The sequence below is a fragment of the Paenibacillus sp. FSL W8-0426 genome, from assembly GCF_037969725.1.
GTDB classification, from domain to species: domain Bacteria; phylum Bacillota; class Bacilli; order Paenibacillales; family Paenibacillaceae; genus Paenibacillus; species Paenibacillus hubeiensis.
Map to the genome: position 1 here is coordinate 1,127,773 of NZ_CP150203.1, position 13,918 is coordinate 1,141,690.

Here is a 13,918-nt window from a genome sequence, read left to right on the forward strand (position 1 = left end):
CTGAGGATTACCACACCGAATTTAGAAGTTGGTCGACTTCCGGGATTCGGGTGACGGATGGGGTTGGGATAAGATTGCCGTTGACCATGACCATGTTGACGTCCGACAAGGCTTCGATACGCTCCAGCGGGTTATGCTCGAGGACGATCAGATCCGCGTTTTTGCCGACTTCAAGCGTACCGGTAAATTCATCCACGCCCAAAATGTTTGCATTGGTTCGGGTAGCCATCTCGATGACCTGTGCCGTGCTCAGACCGGCCTGTCTCATGTAATGGTCGAGTTCTCTCCACATGTCGTAATGCGTAACGAACGGCATCGCGGCATCGGTGCCGACACCCATCGTAATGCCGTGTTCAATGGCTTGATGCACACTTTTCAACATGGATGTGTAAACCAGCCTGGAGTTTTCCTTCACGGTTGCGCTCACCTTTGTGACACTGGTGTCCAAGGAGGCCGACGGATAAGCGGCTTGCAGGGTCGGGATCAGGGCCGTGTAACCGTTCAGGGCATTGGGATTGTTTTTATACAGGCCGATGATTTCGTCATCCATTTCCGCGCCGTGCTCGATCGTGTCGACGCCGCCTTTTAACGCCACTCTGACACCTTCCGTGCTCTCCACATGGGCAGCGACCCGCAGCCCGATTTTGTGCGCTTCGTCGCAGATCGCGGCTACTTCGTCCACCGTCATTTGCAGGCGGCCCGCTTCGCCGACCATTTTGGCATCGGTCACCCCACCGGTCACGCAAATTTTGATCAGATCCACGCCGTGTTTCACATTGAGGCGCACGTTTTTGCGCGCCTCCCATGGGGAGTCTCCCACCAGAGCGAGGTAGGGTGCGCCGTGTCCGCCCGTGACGCTCAGGAAAAACCCGGATACAAGCAAGTTCGGGCCAACGAACGTGTTGGCGTTGATTTCATCGCGGAGCGCCACATCGGTGTAGAAAAATTCGCCGACGCTGCGCATCGTGGTCACCCCGGCATGCAGAGCCGTCAGCGCATTGCGTTTCATGCGTTTTATCAGCACGTTTTTTCCGAATTTCGTGTTCAAAATGTGGTTGTACGCAAATTGCAGCATGCCTTCGCTGGCGGACAGCGTGAACGGTTTGCCGTCTGCGAACAGGTGAACGTGGGCATTGATCAACCCTGGCATGACATATTTGCCCGCAAGGTCGATCATTTCATAATGGGCGGGGATGTCCATTTCGTGTTCTTTGCCGATCTGTTGAATGCGTCCGTGTTCATCGACCAGAATGGTCATATTTTTGGCCAAACCTTGATGCTGGTCGCCGTGGATTATATTGCCGTTGGTGAGCGCATAGGCCTTTGTCATCATAAAATCCTCCTTGAATGCGATGTATAATGAATGAATAATTCATTTTTGGAGCGAAAAAAAGGGCAAGGCATGTCCGGCTTTTTTTACTCGTTCAAGCTTTTCATACCGTGCAGTCTGTAAATGCTCAACGCTTCGAAAATACGTCTGCGGCTGTCGTCGCTCATCTCTCTTTTCAGCAGATCCAGATTCATGTCGATGACATTGTGGGCGATGATGTTGAGCATGACCATGTTTTCTTCGTGGCCGATTTCGTAGCGTTTATACCGATCCTTGAGATAGGCCTTTTTGGTTTCGATCATCAGGTCGACCAGTTCGTTTTTCGCGTTGGTGTATGTGGTGCCTTTGTTTTTTTCGAAAATGATCACGATCTGTTTGCTGTACTTCGTCAACACGTCCACTTGAGCCTGAAACAGGGCAGACCGCTCCTCGCTGTCGGCGCCGTCGAAAAAATGCTGATTATCGAAATGAATTGTCTCGACCAGCACGTTTTTCAGGTATTCCACCAAGGTGGGCGGCACGACGGAGTAGAACAGATCCTTTTTGTTTTTGAAATAGGTGTAGATGTTGCCAACGGAAATGTTGATCTCGTTCGCGATATCGCTCATCTTGGCGTCGACAAACCCTTTTTCGAAAAATACCTTTAACGCGGCATATTCGATTTCTTTTTTGACTTCGTCTTTTTTGGACTGCAATCGGAACGTCTCCTTAAAAGTGAATGGTTAATTCGTTATTAATGTAGTCCTATTTTTGAGGTTTGTCAAATGGCCGGATGTTGGAATGGGGAACAGAGGATATGTGAGGCAGTGTGTTGTGTGCTGTGGATGGCGGGATTCATGCGGTTGTGTTATCATTGGTGCGAATGCCAAGCTCACATGAATTTCCTGGGAGATTCGCACCTCGAAAATTGTCGAAAAACGCCTAATTTGTGACCTTTTGGCAATGAGGAGGGATGTTTTGATTTAGAGAAGGTACTGAAGGAAAGTTCATTTTTTGAAGTGGACGCAGTTTATACGTTATTTTTCGCTGTCGCACTCTGTATGGAGTGCGTGGATTGAAATACGCCAATCTACACAATCTGATGATCATCACGTTGTCGCACTCTGTATGGAGTGCGTGGATTGAAATGGATATCACCCAAGGCATTTACCTTGAGTGACTTGTCGCACTCTGTATGGAGTGCGTGGATTGAAATAGCCCAGTCAGCTACAACAGCGTTAACCCGCATGGCGTCGCACTCTGTATGGAGTGCGTGGATTGAAATCAAAAGCCCGACTTGACGAAGAACAGAATCGCCGTGTCGCACTCTGTATGGAGTGCGTGGATTGAAATTTCAGGGTTGCTGTCACCTTGACGGCATCAATCGGGTCGCACTTCGTATGGAGTGCGAGAGTTATAGTGCATAAGGGGTAGGTCCCTAAATTACAACGAAAAAAGCCCGGCATATGCCGAGCTTTTTTGAGTCAGGATCAATGCGGGTTTCCGGCTAAAGATAAATTCGCCGTAAAGCTATCCCTCTGCAGTTATACCGGAACTTCCTGTAGTCTTTTCACTTCCAATTGAATGAAATGATGGACATGATCCTGTCCGTATTTGTTGTCCAGATAAAGCTTGCGGAAATAATTTTTGGCATTGGTGTGGTTCATTTGCTGAAAAGCCAGGTTAAGTCCTGCATTAAGAACGGCACCTGCAATGGGCACGATCATGCCCAGTTCCTTTTGCGTGATGACGACGCCTAATCGCTCAGCAACCTTTTGCACGAGCCGGATGAGTTGGGGACAGGATTTTTCGATGACTTCGGCGGTCAATTCCCCAGCCAGTCCTTCGGCAAACTTGGTCGCTGCCCTCACTTCGGAAAAGGCCAACGATTTGGCTGCCAGAAACCCTTCATCCGAAGCCGACGATGTTGGCGCCATCGCCGCCAAGACATGCGGAATATTCATCGGATCCGCCGTGGAGTATCCATACGAAGCAGCGATTTGGCTTACATGCCGGGACATCAGCGTCATGGAGGCGGTCACGTCAGCTGCGACGGTCACTGGAAGCAAGAGTCCGCCTGAAAGAGTTGTTGCCATTCCCAATGCTGCACCCTCCGCCGTAACCAAAAAACCGTTGCTGACATCAAACGTATCTGCCACGATATCCATCTCTTTTAATGGCAAGCGTCGGATCTCCTCTAGACCGGCAATGCGGATATTGTGTTTTTTCATGTATTCTTTGCGAATGGCATCTTCGCTGGTCAATGCCTTGGCCATTTTGATCGTTCCCCGCAAAGAAGACTCAATCGTGGAGTCGATGCGGGTGATGGCTTTTTTGATCATCTTGCTATTGGATGAATGGGCGGCTTCCATGAGCTTAGACACGGGTTTTCCGGCGACTTCAAGCGCAGCTTGGACTGGATTGACCGAAACTTGGCTTTTGGCCATTTCCCCAATGACAAATTGTTCGTACTCCGTAAAGGTCGGCATGATGATTTCCCTCCAGTACAATCGAATGATGATTCCACGCCAACAGCGGACATCTCAAGTCAAAAGCATCCGCCTGGGTTTAGGCTTTGTAGTCTGGGTTATGCTGTTCGTATCCCCCATTTGGACGGTTCACGCTGGTATCCCCGTCGCCATCCCTGTAGTACCCCTCGACGTGCGTGCCGTCTGCGCGCTCATAACCTTCGACATAATGAGGTTCAACGTGGTGAGTATTCGGATTTTCGATCGAAGCGGCACCGGTCTGCTCGACATTTGCTGTCGCCGTTGTATGTTCAATAGGCGCTGCATGACTTGGGTCGCTTTCGGCTGCAATTTCACCTATGCCATCTGCACCATCCGCCACGTCAAGTATGCCGACTGCAATGACACTCACCGCCGCGGCAGTAACCAGTCCTTTGGCACCGTGCTTCACGCGATCCATATCCTCATCCTTGATGCCCGTAACGACATCTTTGCCGTTGTTGTAGACGTATTTGGCAGAAGCAACGACGCCTTTGGCGGTATCAGACACAGCGCCACCAATGTCGTTCAAGCCATGATCCACCGTGGCTCCATCGTTTGTAATTACCCCTTTAGCGACATCATATACACCGCTGGCAAGATCGCCCACCGTGCGTCCGGTATGTACGGTTGCTTTTTCAACGCCGTTGCCGACTTCTTTGATATATTGGCTGCCTGTGACTTCACCAACAACCCGGACGGATCCGCCGAGCACTCTGCCTGTAACTTTTCCCGCGAATTGCCCCAAATCTTTTAGAAAGCTCATATTGTCATTCTCCTTAGACACACGTTAGGTACTCAAAGTATGCGTTGTTTTTCTTATTCATAATTGTATTATATACGGATATAAGGGGAAAAGCGGCGCAGGGATTTGGAAATTTAGGTACGAACCCCATGCTCACATGAATTTCCCGGGGGATTCGCACCTCGGAATTTGTCGAAAAGATCGTTTTCGTGACCTTTTGGCAATGGATTTGCTCCATTAGTTGAGTGATGTATAATAAAAAAGATGAAGTTACGTAACGATTGTTCCGATTGACACATTTGTTACTTCATTTTTTGCTGTCGCACTCCGTATGGAGTGCGTGGATTGAAATAAATCTCTATCAAGCGAGGTGCAGCAGCTCAATGAAATCGCACTCCGTATGGAGTGCGTGGATTGAAAGCCATGCAGCTCCATCACTTTTACCTGTCGCACTCTCTATGGAGCGCATAACAACAGAAAACCTGGAATGCGACAAAGATGCGTAAACGATTGTTTACGCATCTTTGTGTTGTTTCATATGTGGTTGTATCAAGACCAATTCTTCATATTTTTCCCTGATTGACCGATAACTACTATGAAGTAGATGAAATAATTGGGAAGGGGAGAATTAATTGCAAGAACAATATGCTTTAGAGAAGAAGAGAGTCATACGTGGCTTTCTGATTGCAGCTGTGTTGGCCACACTCGTGCTCGGAGGTTTTATCGTCTCGGGTTTGGTCAACAACGCGAAGTATGCGGAGGGGCCCAGAGATTTGAACCATTTGGATCCTGGAACCCTAAAGGCAGGGGACTACGTCGAGGTACAGTTCGAGAAGATGCACCAAGCTTTTGCCAGGTATTATATGCAGCGGGAAGGAAATGATCTGGAGGTGAATCACTACCTGTATTACATCTATCCTTATCAAGAAAAAGGACTCATTGTGCAAGTGCTCGCACAACATTCATCCCGATACGACCAGCTTGCGTATTCTTCGAATAATGGCGAACTGTCTGTGGATACCACGATATACAACACGGGCAGTATGCAAAAGATAGACCCCGAGATTAAGGGGCACGCCACTGAATATATGAAGGAACTTACGGGTACCGAAAAACCATTCGAGGAAGAGTTCTGGCCTTATATGCTTAATTTGGACATTCCTAAGGAAATTGGAGAGGATCAGTCGTCGTTCATACTTCAAATTCTGGGAGGCATTTATCTAGGCATTATGCTATTGGTCGGTCTAATCGTACTCGGAAGATTGAGTGTGCTGAAGCATAAATACCGTCAGTATTAATACATAAGATTGGGCAAAATAGCGTTGTAATAAGCGTGAGCTGATTCAACTGTGATTGCAAAAATCCTCCAAATCATGTGATCTGAAATAAGAAAGAGCCCAAAAACCCGGGGATAACCTCGATCCGAATATGTTTTTGACTGTTGGTGTGGTCACATATAAAATGACTTGTTCAACTTCTTTACAGGGCCCCATAAGAAAATTTTTACGAAACCCTTAGCATTTACAAAATATGGAGTATGATTATACGCACGATCAAGTATAATGGTAGTCAATGAAATGAATGGGGAGGATTTACCTTGGAACATCGTCAGAATGATTGGGATCAGAATTTTCATGATCCACTCATGCCACCGCCACCACCATATATGCCGCTGAAAACGAATGGCAAATCGATTGCCGCACTCGTTTTGGGGATATTGTCCATCATGATTCCATACCTTGGATTTTTGATCGGGATCGTTGCCATCATCTTTGCAGCACTGGCCCTCAAAGAACTCAAGGTTCGCATGGAGCAGGGGAAAGGGCTGGCCATCGCCGGTCTCGTCTGCGGAATCATCGGTACAGCGATTTATGCCATCATTATGTTGATTCTTCTCATTGTCTTCTTCGCGGCAGCTGCCGGAAGCAGTTATTACGGCTACTAAAGCCCCATTGAGAGATGGAGTCGGCCATTCTGATTGCATGGTCATACTGACATCTTAGTTTGGATGATAAAAAGACGGTCTTCAGGTCATTTGCGGATGATCTGTAGATCGTCTTTTTTTGGCGTGGTAAGGGAAGATGAGGCAGCATCCAAGCGATGAAAGTCAGTTACATTTCAAAAAAAGCAAGGCCGTACATGAAGCATCACCCTCCAACGATTGGACCGAGTTGGGCGAACATTTCATGCATGCCTTGCTCTATTAACGATTGGACGTTTAAAGGGAAAACCTAAGCATGAAACGCCGCTTCACCTTGAACTTGTTTGACGTTCCCTGTACGGTGTTTCATGAAATACGCAAACGTGGCACCAAGGCCGATGACGGCAAAAATGCACATGATCCCGAGTTGATCCCAGGCTACGCCGAACAAGCCGCTGCTAATGATCGCTTTGTAGCCTGTCACCGAATAGGTCATCGGCAGCCATGGATTGAAGCCTTTCATCCAATCTGGAATGAGCTCCAGCGGGAAGGTTCCGGCACTGGTGGTCAGTTGGAATATCAACATCAGAATGGCGATGAAACGTCCCGGGTTATCCAGCCAGGTCACCAGCGCTTGTATGATGAACATGAACGTCAAGCTGGTCACAAAGCTGAACAGCAGGAAGAGCGGAACGCTTTGGACCTCCAGCCCGAGTCCGTAAAGCACAAGCAGGGAGGCCAGCAGCGACTGCGCCGCGCTCATGAGGCTGAATGCCAGCGTTTTGCTGACGAACCGATTCCAGCTGCTGGCTTCAGCCACGGCGCCGTCACGCACCGGCACGACCAGTGTGGCGATCAGCGCACCGACGAATAGACCCAGGGACATGAAATAAGGCGAGAATCCCGTACCATAGTTCGGAACTTCATTATATTTCTGTTCTTCGACCTGAACCGGCTGCGCGTACATGGATACAAGTTCATCTGTTTTGGTGACGCTGGACGTTTCCTCTGCTGCTTCATTTAGCTTGTCGGCAAGCGTACCCGATCCGTCAGCCAGCTTGACGGTGGCATCGTTGAGTTTGCCCGCGCCTTCATCCAGTTGGCGGGAGCCGTCCGCAACCGTTGCGATGCCTCCAGCGAGCTGCTGCACGCCATCGGTGAGCCGACCGGTGCTGGCGTTTAACTGTCCGGTGCCCTGAGCGAGCTTTGCTCCACCCGCCGCGGCTTCGGCCAGCTTGGCGTTGAATTGCTTCATATTGTTCGCGAGCTGATCCTGCCCATCGGCCAGCTGCGATACCCCTTGCAGCAATTGCTCCTGGCCCTGCACAAGCTGCGAACTGCCCTGATGCAGCTGCTGTTGGGCAGCTTCCAGCGTCCGGCTGCCTTCAACGAGCTGCTGCCCGCCCTGATAAACCTGCTCGCTGCCTGCGGCAACGGCCTGGCTTGCGGCGAGCAGCTTCTGCACTTCGGGGGTTGCCGCCAGTTGCGGGCTGCTCTGCGCGAGCTGCTCGAGCCCTTGGGCCACCGCTTTCGCGCCTTCGGCGACTTGGCCGCTGCCCGCCACCGAGGCCTGTAGTCCGGCGGTGAGCTTCGCCGCGCCTTCCTCGGACGAGGCCAGGCCTGCATCGAGCTTGGCTGCGCCGTCACGCGTGGCATTGGCACCGCTCAGCAGCGACTGGCCTCCGGCGGACACTTTGGCGGCTCCTACCGTCAGTTGGTCTCCCGCTTCGGACAACCGGGACAAACCGCCCGAGAGGGTAGATGCAGCGTCATGCAGTTTGCCGACGCCTTGCGCCAATTGTTTCGCGCCGGTTTGCAGCGTTTGCGAACCGTTTTCCAGCTCGCCCGCGCCGCTGGCGAGCTTCGCCAGATTTTCCTTGAGCGTGGTTGCGCCGTCATGCAAACGGGATGCGCCGTCGCTCAACTGTCCGGCACCGTCCCCTGCATCTGCCAGTCCGTTCGAGATGACGGCTACCTGGTCGAGCAACGTTTCCGTATAGGTTTCCGTGACTTTGGCGGACACTTTGGCTTTGATCTGTTTTACCGCCGTTCCCCCGATCTGGCCTGCGAGAAAATTGTATCCTTCGTTTGGTTCATAGATCAGTTCGGCAGGCTCGGGATGATCGTCCATCAAAGTGGTTGCACGGGCGGAGAAGTCCTCGGGGATTACGATCGTCATATAATACGCGTTATCCTTCATGCCCTCGTCGGCCTGTTCGCGTGAGACGAACTGCCAGTTGAAGTCATCGCTTTTCTTCAGCTCGTCGACCAGATTCTGCCCGACTTCCAGCGTTTGCTCATTGTAAGTTGCTCCTTGGTCATTGTTGACCACCGCGACAGGCAGTTCGTTCATTTTGCCGTAAGGGTCCCAGAAGGCTTCCAAAAACATGCCGCTGTACAGCACCGGTATAAACAGCACAACGATAATCGGTATGATTACTTTCGGTTTTCTGAGGGCGGACCCGAGTTCCCGAAAAAACACAGTCATTGATTTCATGATGTTCTCTCCCCATCGTTTCTTGTTCTCTCTATATGGATTGCATGCGCGGGTTCCTCTAAGTCGGGGATAGTCCGTTCTTGAGGAACGGCCCGACAAATGCCTTAATCTGCTCCTTATGGAGCGCAGGATGCACTTTGTTCCAATCGGAGGCCAGGGTGACGTACAGCTTAAACAGCACAAATGCGACGATCTTCGGGTCCTCCTGCCTGATCTGTCCCAATGTCATTGCACGTTTGACCTGCCGCTCCAAATATTCGAGGATCGCCGTTTCCACCTTTTGCAGCCCTTCCTTCGCCTGCGGCGTACCGAAATCATGAACCTCCTGAAAGAGCTTCAGCAGCAGCTCGTGCTCCTGCCTGTACTCCAGCAAAGCATCCATGCTCTCATGCACATTGTCGAGAAAAGAGTGCTCTTCTTTCACGGTTTGCTCCGTAATTCGTTTCATGTCGGCAATGATGGAGTGCAAAATTTCGCGGAACAGCTCTTCTTTGTTTTCGAAAAAATTGTAAATCGTGCCTTTGCCCACATGCGCCAGTCTGGCCACTTGCTCCATGGTCGTTGCCTTATAGCCAAACAGGGAGAAGGATTTCTCCGCAGCGGAGACGACCTGCTGCCTTCGGTTGATATCGGCCATGCATATTCACCTCCTTGTCAGAAAGGATGTTGATCTCATGTACTGTTGTACCTGATTTATGGAATTGACCAATTTACTATATCGGTCATTTGGTCGAATTAACTGTAGCATCTGGACCAGAGATCCGCATGTGATGTTCGTCATACTTTTGGGAGGTAATAGAGGAAATGGGGAAATGAAAAGAGGGAGTAACAATAATGTCATCCACCTATTGGGTGATTATGGTACTTTTTGTGAATAGGGGGGACGTCATGAAAAGGTTAGGCATTTGGCTGCTGCTTGGTCTCTCGTTGACAGGCTGCTATGGTGAGAAAGAAGCGACGGAAACTTCCCGTCTTGAGGGGATCGGCAGTGAGGCAGGTCGTGTAGATGAGCTGGAACAACTGCGGAATGAAAATGCAAAGTTAACGCAGCAATTAGAAGCGCAGGATGCTGGTCTGGTGAATGAAGAGGAATTGCAGGGGAACATCCGGGAGACGATGAATCTGGCATTCAAGCTGATTTCCGCCATGGAAAACGAGGACTATGCTTACATGGAGTCCGTGGCTTCTTCTCATGTTGACATCCTCAAAGCGCAAAATTCGATCCGCTTTGAAGACGGCGAGCATAAATACGAAACGGCATTTCTGAAGAACGTCCGTCCGGGAGATTTGGAGTTCAGAGGGTACCATCAGGAAGAAGCGAATCGCTCTGTTCTCATGCTGGCTCGGCTCTATGATGAAGGGTACGCGGAGTTGGTATTCAATTACATTCGTGCCGAAGATGGGGGCTGGCAGTGGGATGGTTTCTTGACGAACTGAATATCAGTACCCTAGTAATGGGGGTTATTGAAGAGAAGTAGGGAGGGTTTACTTTGGAACAGCATCAACCTGGTTGGAATCAGCATAGATTAACCCCACCTCCGCCTTATGGACCAAAGACGAACGGTAAATCCATTGCCGCTTTGGTCTTGGGCATATTATCGATCATCACTCCGTACGTGGGGCTCCTGATCGGCATTGCTGCCATTATTTTTGCGTCGTTGTCTCTTAAAGAGATCCAACGCAATCTGGAACAAGGACGGGGAATGGCCATTGCGGGCCTGGTATGCGGCATCATCGGCACGCTTATTTATGCGATACTGTTTGTGCTACTTTTGTTTATGGTCTTTTTGTTCAACGAGGTATCCATGTCGGGTGGTGACGTGGGGATTATAGGGATGTAAGGCAGGATTGCTACAACTCAGACAAAGGTTGATTCAGTCTGTAATCAGGTGCGAATCTCAAGCTCACATGGTTTTCCTAGGGGATTCGCACCTCAGAATTTGTCGAAATTTAGCAAATCATAACCTTTTGGCAACACCTGTCGCAGGAAGTTAGCATGAATAGGGGGTATTGATCATTGGAAGTTGCGGAATAACGTGTTAAATTGTTTAGGAGAAAGACATATACGTCTTTTTTCGCTGTCGCACTCCGTATGGAGTGCGTGGATTGAAATTTGCAGCCTAGATTGATTACATTAGAGGGTCACTGGTCGAACTCCGTATGAAGTGCAGGGATTAAATAGAAGAGAGTTTTGAGTTGCCATATTCTCTATTAAAGTAGGGATACTACGAAGTTATATACATGAAATAAAAACTCACCTCGTACCCATGTTACACAGGGATACGAGGTGAGTTTTTTGTGTTAGATAGAAATGAATGAGATATGAAATAAAATCTATCTGCAAAAGATCCAGATAAAAACATATTGATAAATGGAATAATAATCAATATAGTGTTATTAAATGTAAATAATGAGGAAGGGTATGTCGAGCTTATATGAAGGATCTGAACTTGACTCGACTGTGACACTACTCAGAATTGCTTATGGTTTAAATAACTGGAGCGAAATAATTGTACTAGGCCAAAACACTATATGATGAATCCATAAGAATTTACAATTTAAACATGATAGTTGGATAAGGGGACTTCGGAGAATTACATACGGATCGGGCGCTTGTTTATTATATGGGCTATGCTCTACTGATGCGGGGAATAGCTTATCAAAAGTTATTGGAATTTGATAAAGCCAGAGAATGTATTAAGGGTTATGGCGATTTTAAATGGTTAAGAATCACAGATGCAGAAACGATAGATGAAATTAAATATTATACAGAAATCTCTAAAGTTAATTTGATGGTGTTGGATTTATTGGAAGGTAAAATAGAGGTTTTAGATGAATATTTAGCATTTATACTGCAAAGTGAGGACGAGTTGGTTTCTGGGCTCTTAACGCTACTTGAGGCAAATCGATTAAGCGGATTGCCTATAAAGAATTTGGAAAGTTTATTTGAAAAAAAATACAGGTCATTGACTGGAAGAACATTTCTGATGTAGATGCCTCATATTATCTACAATACAGCTATGAACTAGCAATGTATTACGGAAGGAACGGGAGAAACGCCCAAGCAGAACGAGTACTATTAAATTGTGCTTCAAATCATTCATAACTATGTTGGTCTAAGTTGGATAAGAGTTTCTATAAACGAAGAATAACAAACACAGCTTTGACGTGCCTGCGCATGCTCTCCCTGCTTTGATTAAATCTAGCTGATTCCACAGCCCCATTACCTTGTACATGGTATAATCTTCCCTAGTTGGGAGGTGAGTCAACATGGATAGGGGAATGCTAAAAAAGTACAAATATGGAGCGATTTTGGCTGGCGTTGCTACATTTCTTTTTGCGTTCGTTTACGGGAAAGGAAACTGGTTGTCCTTTCTCTTGGTATTTGTTTGTCTTTACTGCGTTTTTATGTATTATTATAAAGAGCATCAAATCAACAAAGTAATTTCTACAGAAGACTATGAAAAAGAAAAGTTGCCCATAAAGCTCACTACGATAAACAAGTTGAGATTTTTATGGGGGGGTTAAGCACTCACCTAGGGGTGCTTTTTTTGATGTCCAATATTAACAAACCAATTAGTTTGAATTAGATTGATTATGACAGAGTAAACCCACTAGAATCGTGTGCAAACACTAAGCGTATAAATCAGATGTGTTCTGATCAGCCTAGTGGTTCCTGTCATTCACATAACAATAGGCTAGAGTAATAACCTGTGGTATAATATCCCTATCAACAGATTGGCTAATATGGGCGGTCGGCTAGTCTCCCGGAAGGGAGGTGATGCCTTGTGACAGTATTTGAAGCACTTATGCTGATGCTAACCTTTGGTTCGCTGATCGTAGCGCTACTGTCTAACAAAAAGAAATAGACCGCCCTCGGCAAAGGTGACGGTCTAAGTCTGCTACCTGTGTTCAGCCACCGCCCTTAGAAGCGGCTGTTGTAAAGAGTAGGGATGTTCGCGCATCCCTACTCTTTTTTATTGTATCCTTGTTGACTATAGTTTAGCACAGTTTGATGCAAAAGTTAACTCTTTGCTGGTAATTATTGTCGCTCAGTTTTATGCAGAAAGGGAGATGAAAATGAAGGAAATCAAGTAAAACCGATTCGTCCAACAAAAGTCATTGTTAACAGTGAACAAGAGTATAGAGATTTTGTTGACTTTGCCCATGGCGTGAATCAACCGTATGACCCAATCATTGAGAAAGTACGTGAAAGGCTCAAAAATCATGTTCGCATACCTAGAAGGGGAAGCATTGAACATCGCCTTATGCAAGAACTGGCGAACGGCTATCCAAATTTTAAGAATGCTATTGCTCGTGAGTTGGTTGACACTTACAATATCGATCCTGACCTAGCTACTAAATATGCTTTCATGCCTGAAATTGATAAAGAAATCATGGAAGATATTGCATGGCACAACATATGGGGCCAGAATATTGGGCTGATTCGGCAATGGATGAATTTGTGAGGTGACTTGGTGTGCTTGCTTTTGAGGTGGTTAAATGAACATTGTGGATGTGACATGGATAAGGCGATGCGGGGAGATGTGAAGGAGCTAGAGAAAATGGAACAACACTTTGAACTGGAAACACAAAGAGTGCGGGAGCAATTGAAAATGAAGAATAGAATTAAAATTTCTGACAAACCATTAACTAGATCCAAACTAGCCAATCCACACTCAAATGTTCCAATGTCTGAACGATTAGCAAAAAGAAATTCGATTGATCTCGAGACAACCACATTGTTGTTGATGTTAATGATGGTTTTGCAAGGATTATTCCAATTGATACTACTATAACTACCTACATAGAAAGTGAATACACAGAGTAATTTCTCAAAGAGACAAACAGTAAGCCATCTGAAGCAGCAATAGAACGAAACAAGCAAGCACAAGCATTGTTACGTAGATTACAACGGTAAGGAGACATATGAAGACCC

Annotated in this window: 14 protein-coding genes and 1 CRISPR repeat array; of the genes, 8 read left to right on the forward strand and 6 right to left on the reverse strand. The window is 47.5% G+C overall.

Features of this window, described 5'->3' with window-relative positions:
• Positions 1-7 precede the first annotated feature (7 nt).
• The 4 genes from MKY59_RS05105 to MKY59_RS05120 all read right to left on the reverse strand — a co-directional run bounded on the left by MKY59_RS05105 (position 8) and on the right by MKY59_RS05120 (position 4,582).
• On the reverse strand, positions 8-1,330 hold the full coding sequence (locus MKY59_RS05105; protein WP_339276362.1) for an amidohydrolase family protein: 1,323 nt from the start codon (positions 1,328-1,330) through the stop codon (positions 8-10).
• Between the two features lie 86 nt (positions 1,331-1,416).
• Positions 1,417-2,025, reverse strand: coding sequence for a TetR/AcrR family transcriptional regulator (locus MKY59_RS05110; protein WP_339276364.1), 609 nt, complete (start codon positions 2,023-2,025; stop codon positions 1,417-1,419).
• Positions 2,026-2,358: 333 nt separating this feature from the next.
• Positions 2,359-2,730: a CRISPR direct-repeat array (repeat unit 33 nt; unit sequence GTCGCACTCTGTATGGAGTGCGTGGATTGAAAT).
• A 123-nt stretch (positions 2,731-2,853) separates the two neighbouring features.
• Positions 2,854-3,798 (reverse strand): EcsC family protein, encoded by a 945-nt coding sequence (locus tag MKY59_RS05115; protein WP_236420213.1) that lies wholly within the window; start codon positions 3,796-3,798, stop codon positions 2,854-2,856.
• A gap of 79 nt (positions 3,799-3,877) precedes the next feature.
• The gene (locus MKY59_RS05120) at positions 3,878-4,582 is read right to left on the reverse strand and encodes a hypothetical protein (protein ID WP_339276367.1); all 705 of its coding nucleotides are present in this window, start codon (positions 4,580-4,582) and stop codon (positions 3,878-3,880) included.
• Between the two features lie 611 nt (positions 4,583-5,193).
• On the opposite strand from MKY59_RS05120, the gene MKY59_RS05125 reads away from it, so the two are divergent.
• Together MKY59_RS05125 and MKY59_RS05130 are read left to right on the forward strand one after the other, a co-directional pair.
• The gene (locus tag MKY59_RS05125) at positions 5,194-5,859 is read left to right on the forward strand and encodes a DUF6709 family protein (protein WP_339276369.1); all 666 of its coding nucleotides are present in this window, start codon (positions 5,194-5,196) and stop codon (positions 5,857-5,859) included.
• A gap of 347 nt (positions 5,860-6,206) precedes the next feature.
• A complete protein-coding gene (locus tag MKY59_RS05130) occupies positions 6,207-6,506 on the forward strand; it encodes a DUF4190 domain-containing protein (protein ID WP_236420261.1) in 300 nt (99 codons plus the stop codon).
• A gap of 286 nt (positions 6,507-6,792) precedes the next feature.
• On the opposite strand, the gene MKY59_RS05135 is transcribed toward MKY59_RS05130, so the two are convergent.
• Both MKY59_RS05135 and MKY59_RS05140 read right to left on the reverse strand, forming a co-directional pair.
• Positions 6,793-8,979: a YhgE/Pip domain-containing protein gene (locus tag MKY59_RS05135; RefSeq protein WP_339276370.1), complete on the reverse strand. Its 2,187-nt coding sequence runs from the start codon at positions 8,977-8,979 to the stop codon at positions 6,793-6,795.
• A 58-nt stretch (positions 8,980-9,037) separates the two neighbouring features.
• Complete coding sequence (locus MKY59_RS05140; RefSeq protein ID WP_339276372.1) at positions 9,038-9,616, reverse strand: TetR/AcrR family transcriptional regulator; 579 nt, start codon at positions 9,614-9,616, stop codon at positions 9,038-9,040.
• Between the two features lie 251 nt (positions 9,617-9,867).
• Between MKY59_RS05140 and MKY59_RS05145 the strand changes: the two genes are divergently transcribed.
• From MKY59_RS05145 to MKY59_RS05170, 6 genes are all read left to right on the forward strand, one after another.
• Positions 9,868-10,416, forward strand: coding sequence for a hypothetical protein (locus MKY59_RS05145; protein WP_339276374.1), 549 nt, complete (start codon positions 9,868-9,870; stop codon positions 10,414-10,416).
• Positions 10,417-10,469: 53 nt separating this feature from the next.
• On the forward strand, positions 10,470-10,820 hold the full coding sequence (locus tag MKY59_RS05150) for a DUF4190 domain-containing protein (protein WP_236420201.1): 351 nt from the start codon (positions 10,470-10,472) through the stop codon (positions 10,818-10,820).
• A 783-nt stretch (positions 10,821-11,603) separates the two neighbouring features.
• Complete coding sequence (locus MKY59_RS05155; protein ID WP_339276375.1) at positions 11,604-11,972, forward strand: hypothetical protein; 369 nt, start codon at positions 11,604-11,606, stop codon at positions 11,970-11,972.
• 277 nt (positions 11,973-12,249) lie between these two features.
• Positions 12,250-12,507: a hypothetical protein gene (locus MKY59_RS05160; protein WP_339276377.1), complete on the forward strand. Its 258-nt coding sequence runs from the start codon at positions 12,250-12,252 to the stop codon at positions 12,505-12,507.
• 740 nt (positions 12,508-13,247) lie between these two features.
• On the forward strand, positions 13,248-13,448 hold the full coding sequence (locus MKY59_RS05165) for a hypothetical protein (RefSeq protein ID WP_339276378.1): 201 nt from the start codon (positions 13,248-13,250) through the stop codon (positions 13,446-13,448).
• Positions 13,449-13,502: 54 nt separating this feature from the next.
• Complete coding sequence (locus MKY59_RS05170; RefSeq protein ID WP_339276379.1) at positions 13,503-13,778, forward strand: hypothetical protein; 276 nt, start codon at positions 13,503-13,505, stop codon at positions 13,776-13,778.
• The last annotated feature ends 140 nt before the right edge of the window (positions 13,779-13,918 follow it).

Excerpts from the sequence above, each read along its gene's own strand:
- MKY59_RS05105 (WP_339276362.1), bottom strand. The coding sequence starts at position 1,330 with ATGACAAAGGCCTATGCGCTCACCAACGGCAATATAATCCACGGCGAC.
- MKY59_RS05115 (WP_236420213.1), bottom strand. The coding sequence starts at position 3,798 with ATGCCGACCTTTACGGAGTACGAACAATTTGTCATTGGGGAAATGGCC.
- MKY59_RS05120 (WP_339276367.1), bottom strand. The coding sequence starts at position 4,582 with ATGAGCTTTCTAAAAGATTTGGGGCAATTCGCGGGAAAAGTTACAGGC.
- MKY59_RS05130 (WP_236420261.1), top strand. The coding sequence starts at position 6,207 with ATGCCACCGCCACCACCATATATGCCGCTGAAAACGAATGGCAAATCG.
- MKY59_RS05135 (WP_339276370.1), bottom strand. The coding sequence starts at position 8,979 with ATGAAATCAATGACTGTGTTTTTTCGGGAACTCGGGTCCGCCCTCAGA.
- MKY59_RS05140 (WP_339276372.1), bottom strand. The coding sequence starts at position 9,616 with ATGGCCGATATCAACCGAAGGCAGCAGGTCGTCTCCGCTGCGGAGAAA.
- MKY59_RS05145 (WP_339276374.1), top strand. The coding sequence starts at position 9,868 with ATGAAAAGGTTAGGCATTTGGCTGCTGCTTGGTCTCTCGTTGACAGGC.
- MKY59_RS05155 (WP_339276375.1), top strand. The coding sequence starts at position 11,604 with ATGGGCTATGCTCTACTGATGCGGGGAATAGCTTATCAAAAGTTATTG.
- MKY59_RS05160 (WP_339276377.1), top strand. The coding sequence starts at position 12,250 with ATGGATAGGGGAATGCTAAAAAAGTACAAATATGGAGCGATTTTGGCT.
- MKY59_RS05165 (WP_339276378.1), top strand. The coding sequence starts at position 13,248 with ATGCAAGAACTGGCGAACGGCTATCCAAATTTTAAGAATGCTATTGCT.
- MKY59_RS05170 (WP_339276379.1), top strand. The coding sequence starts at position 13,503 with ATGGATAAGGCGATGCGGGGAGATGTGAAGGAGCTAGAGAAAATGGAA.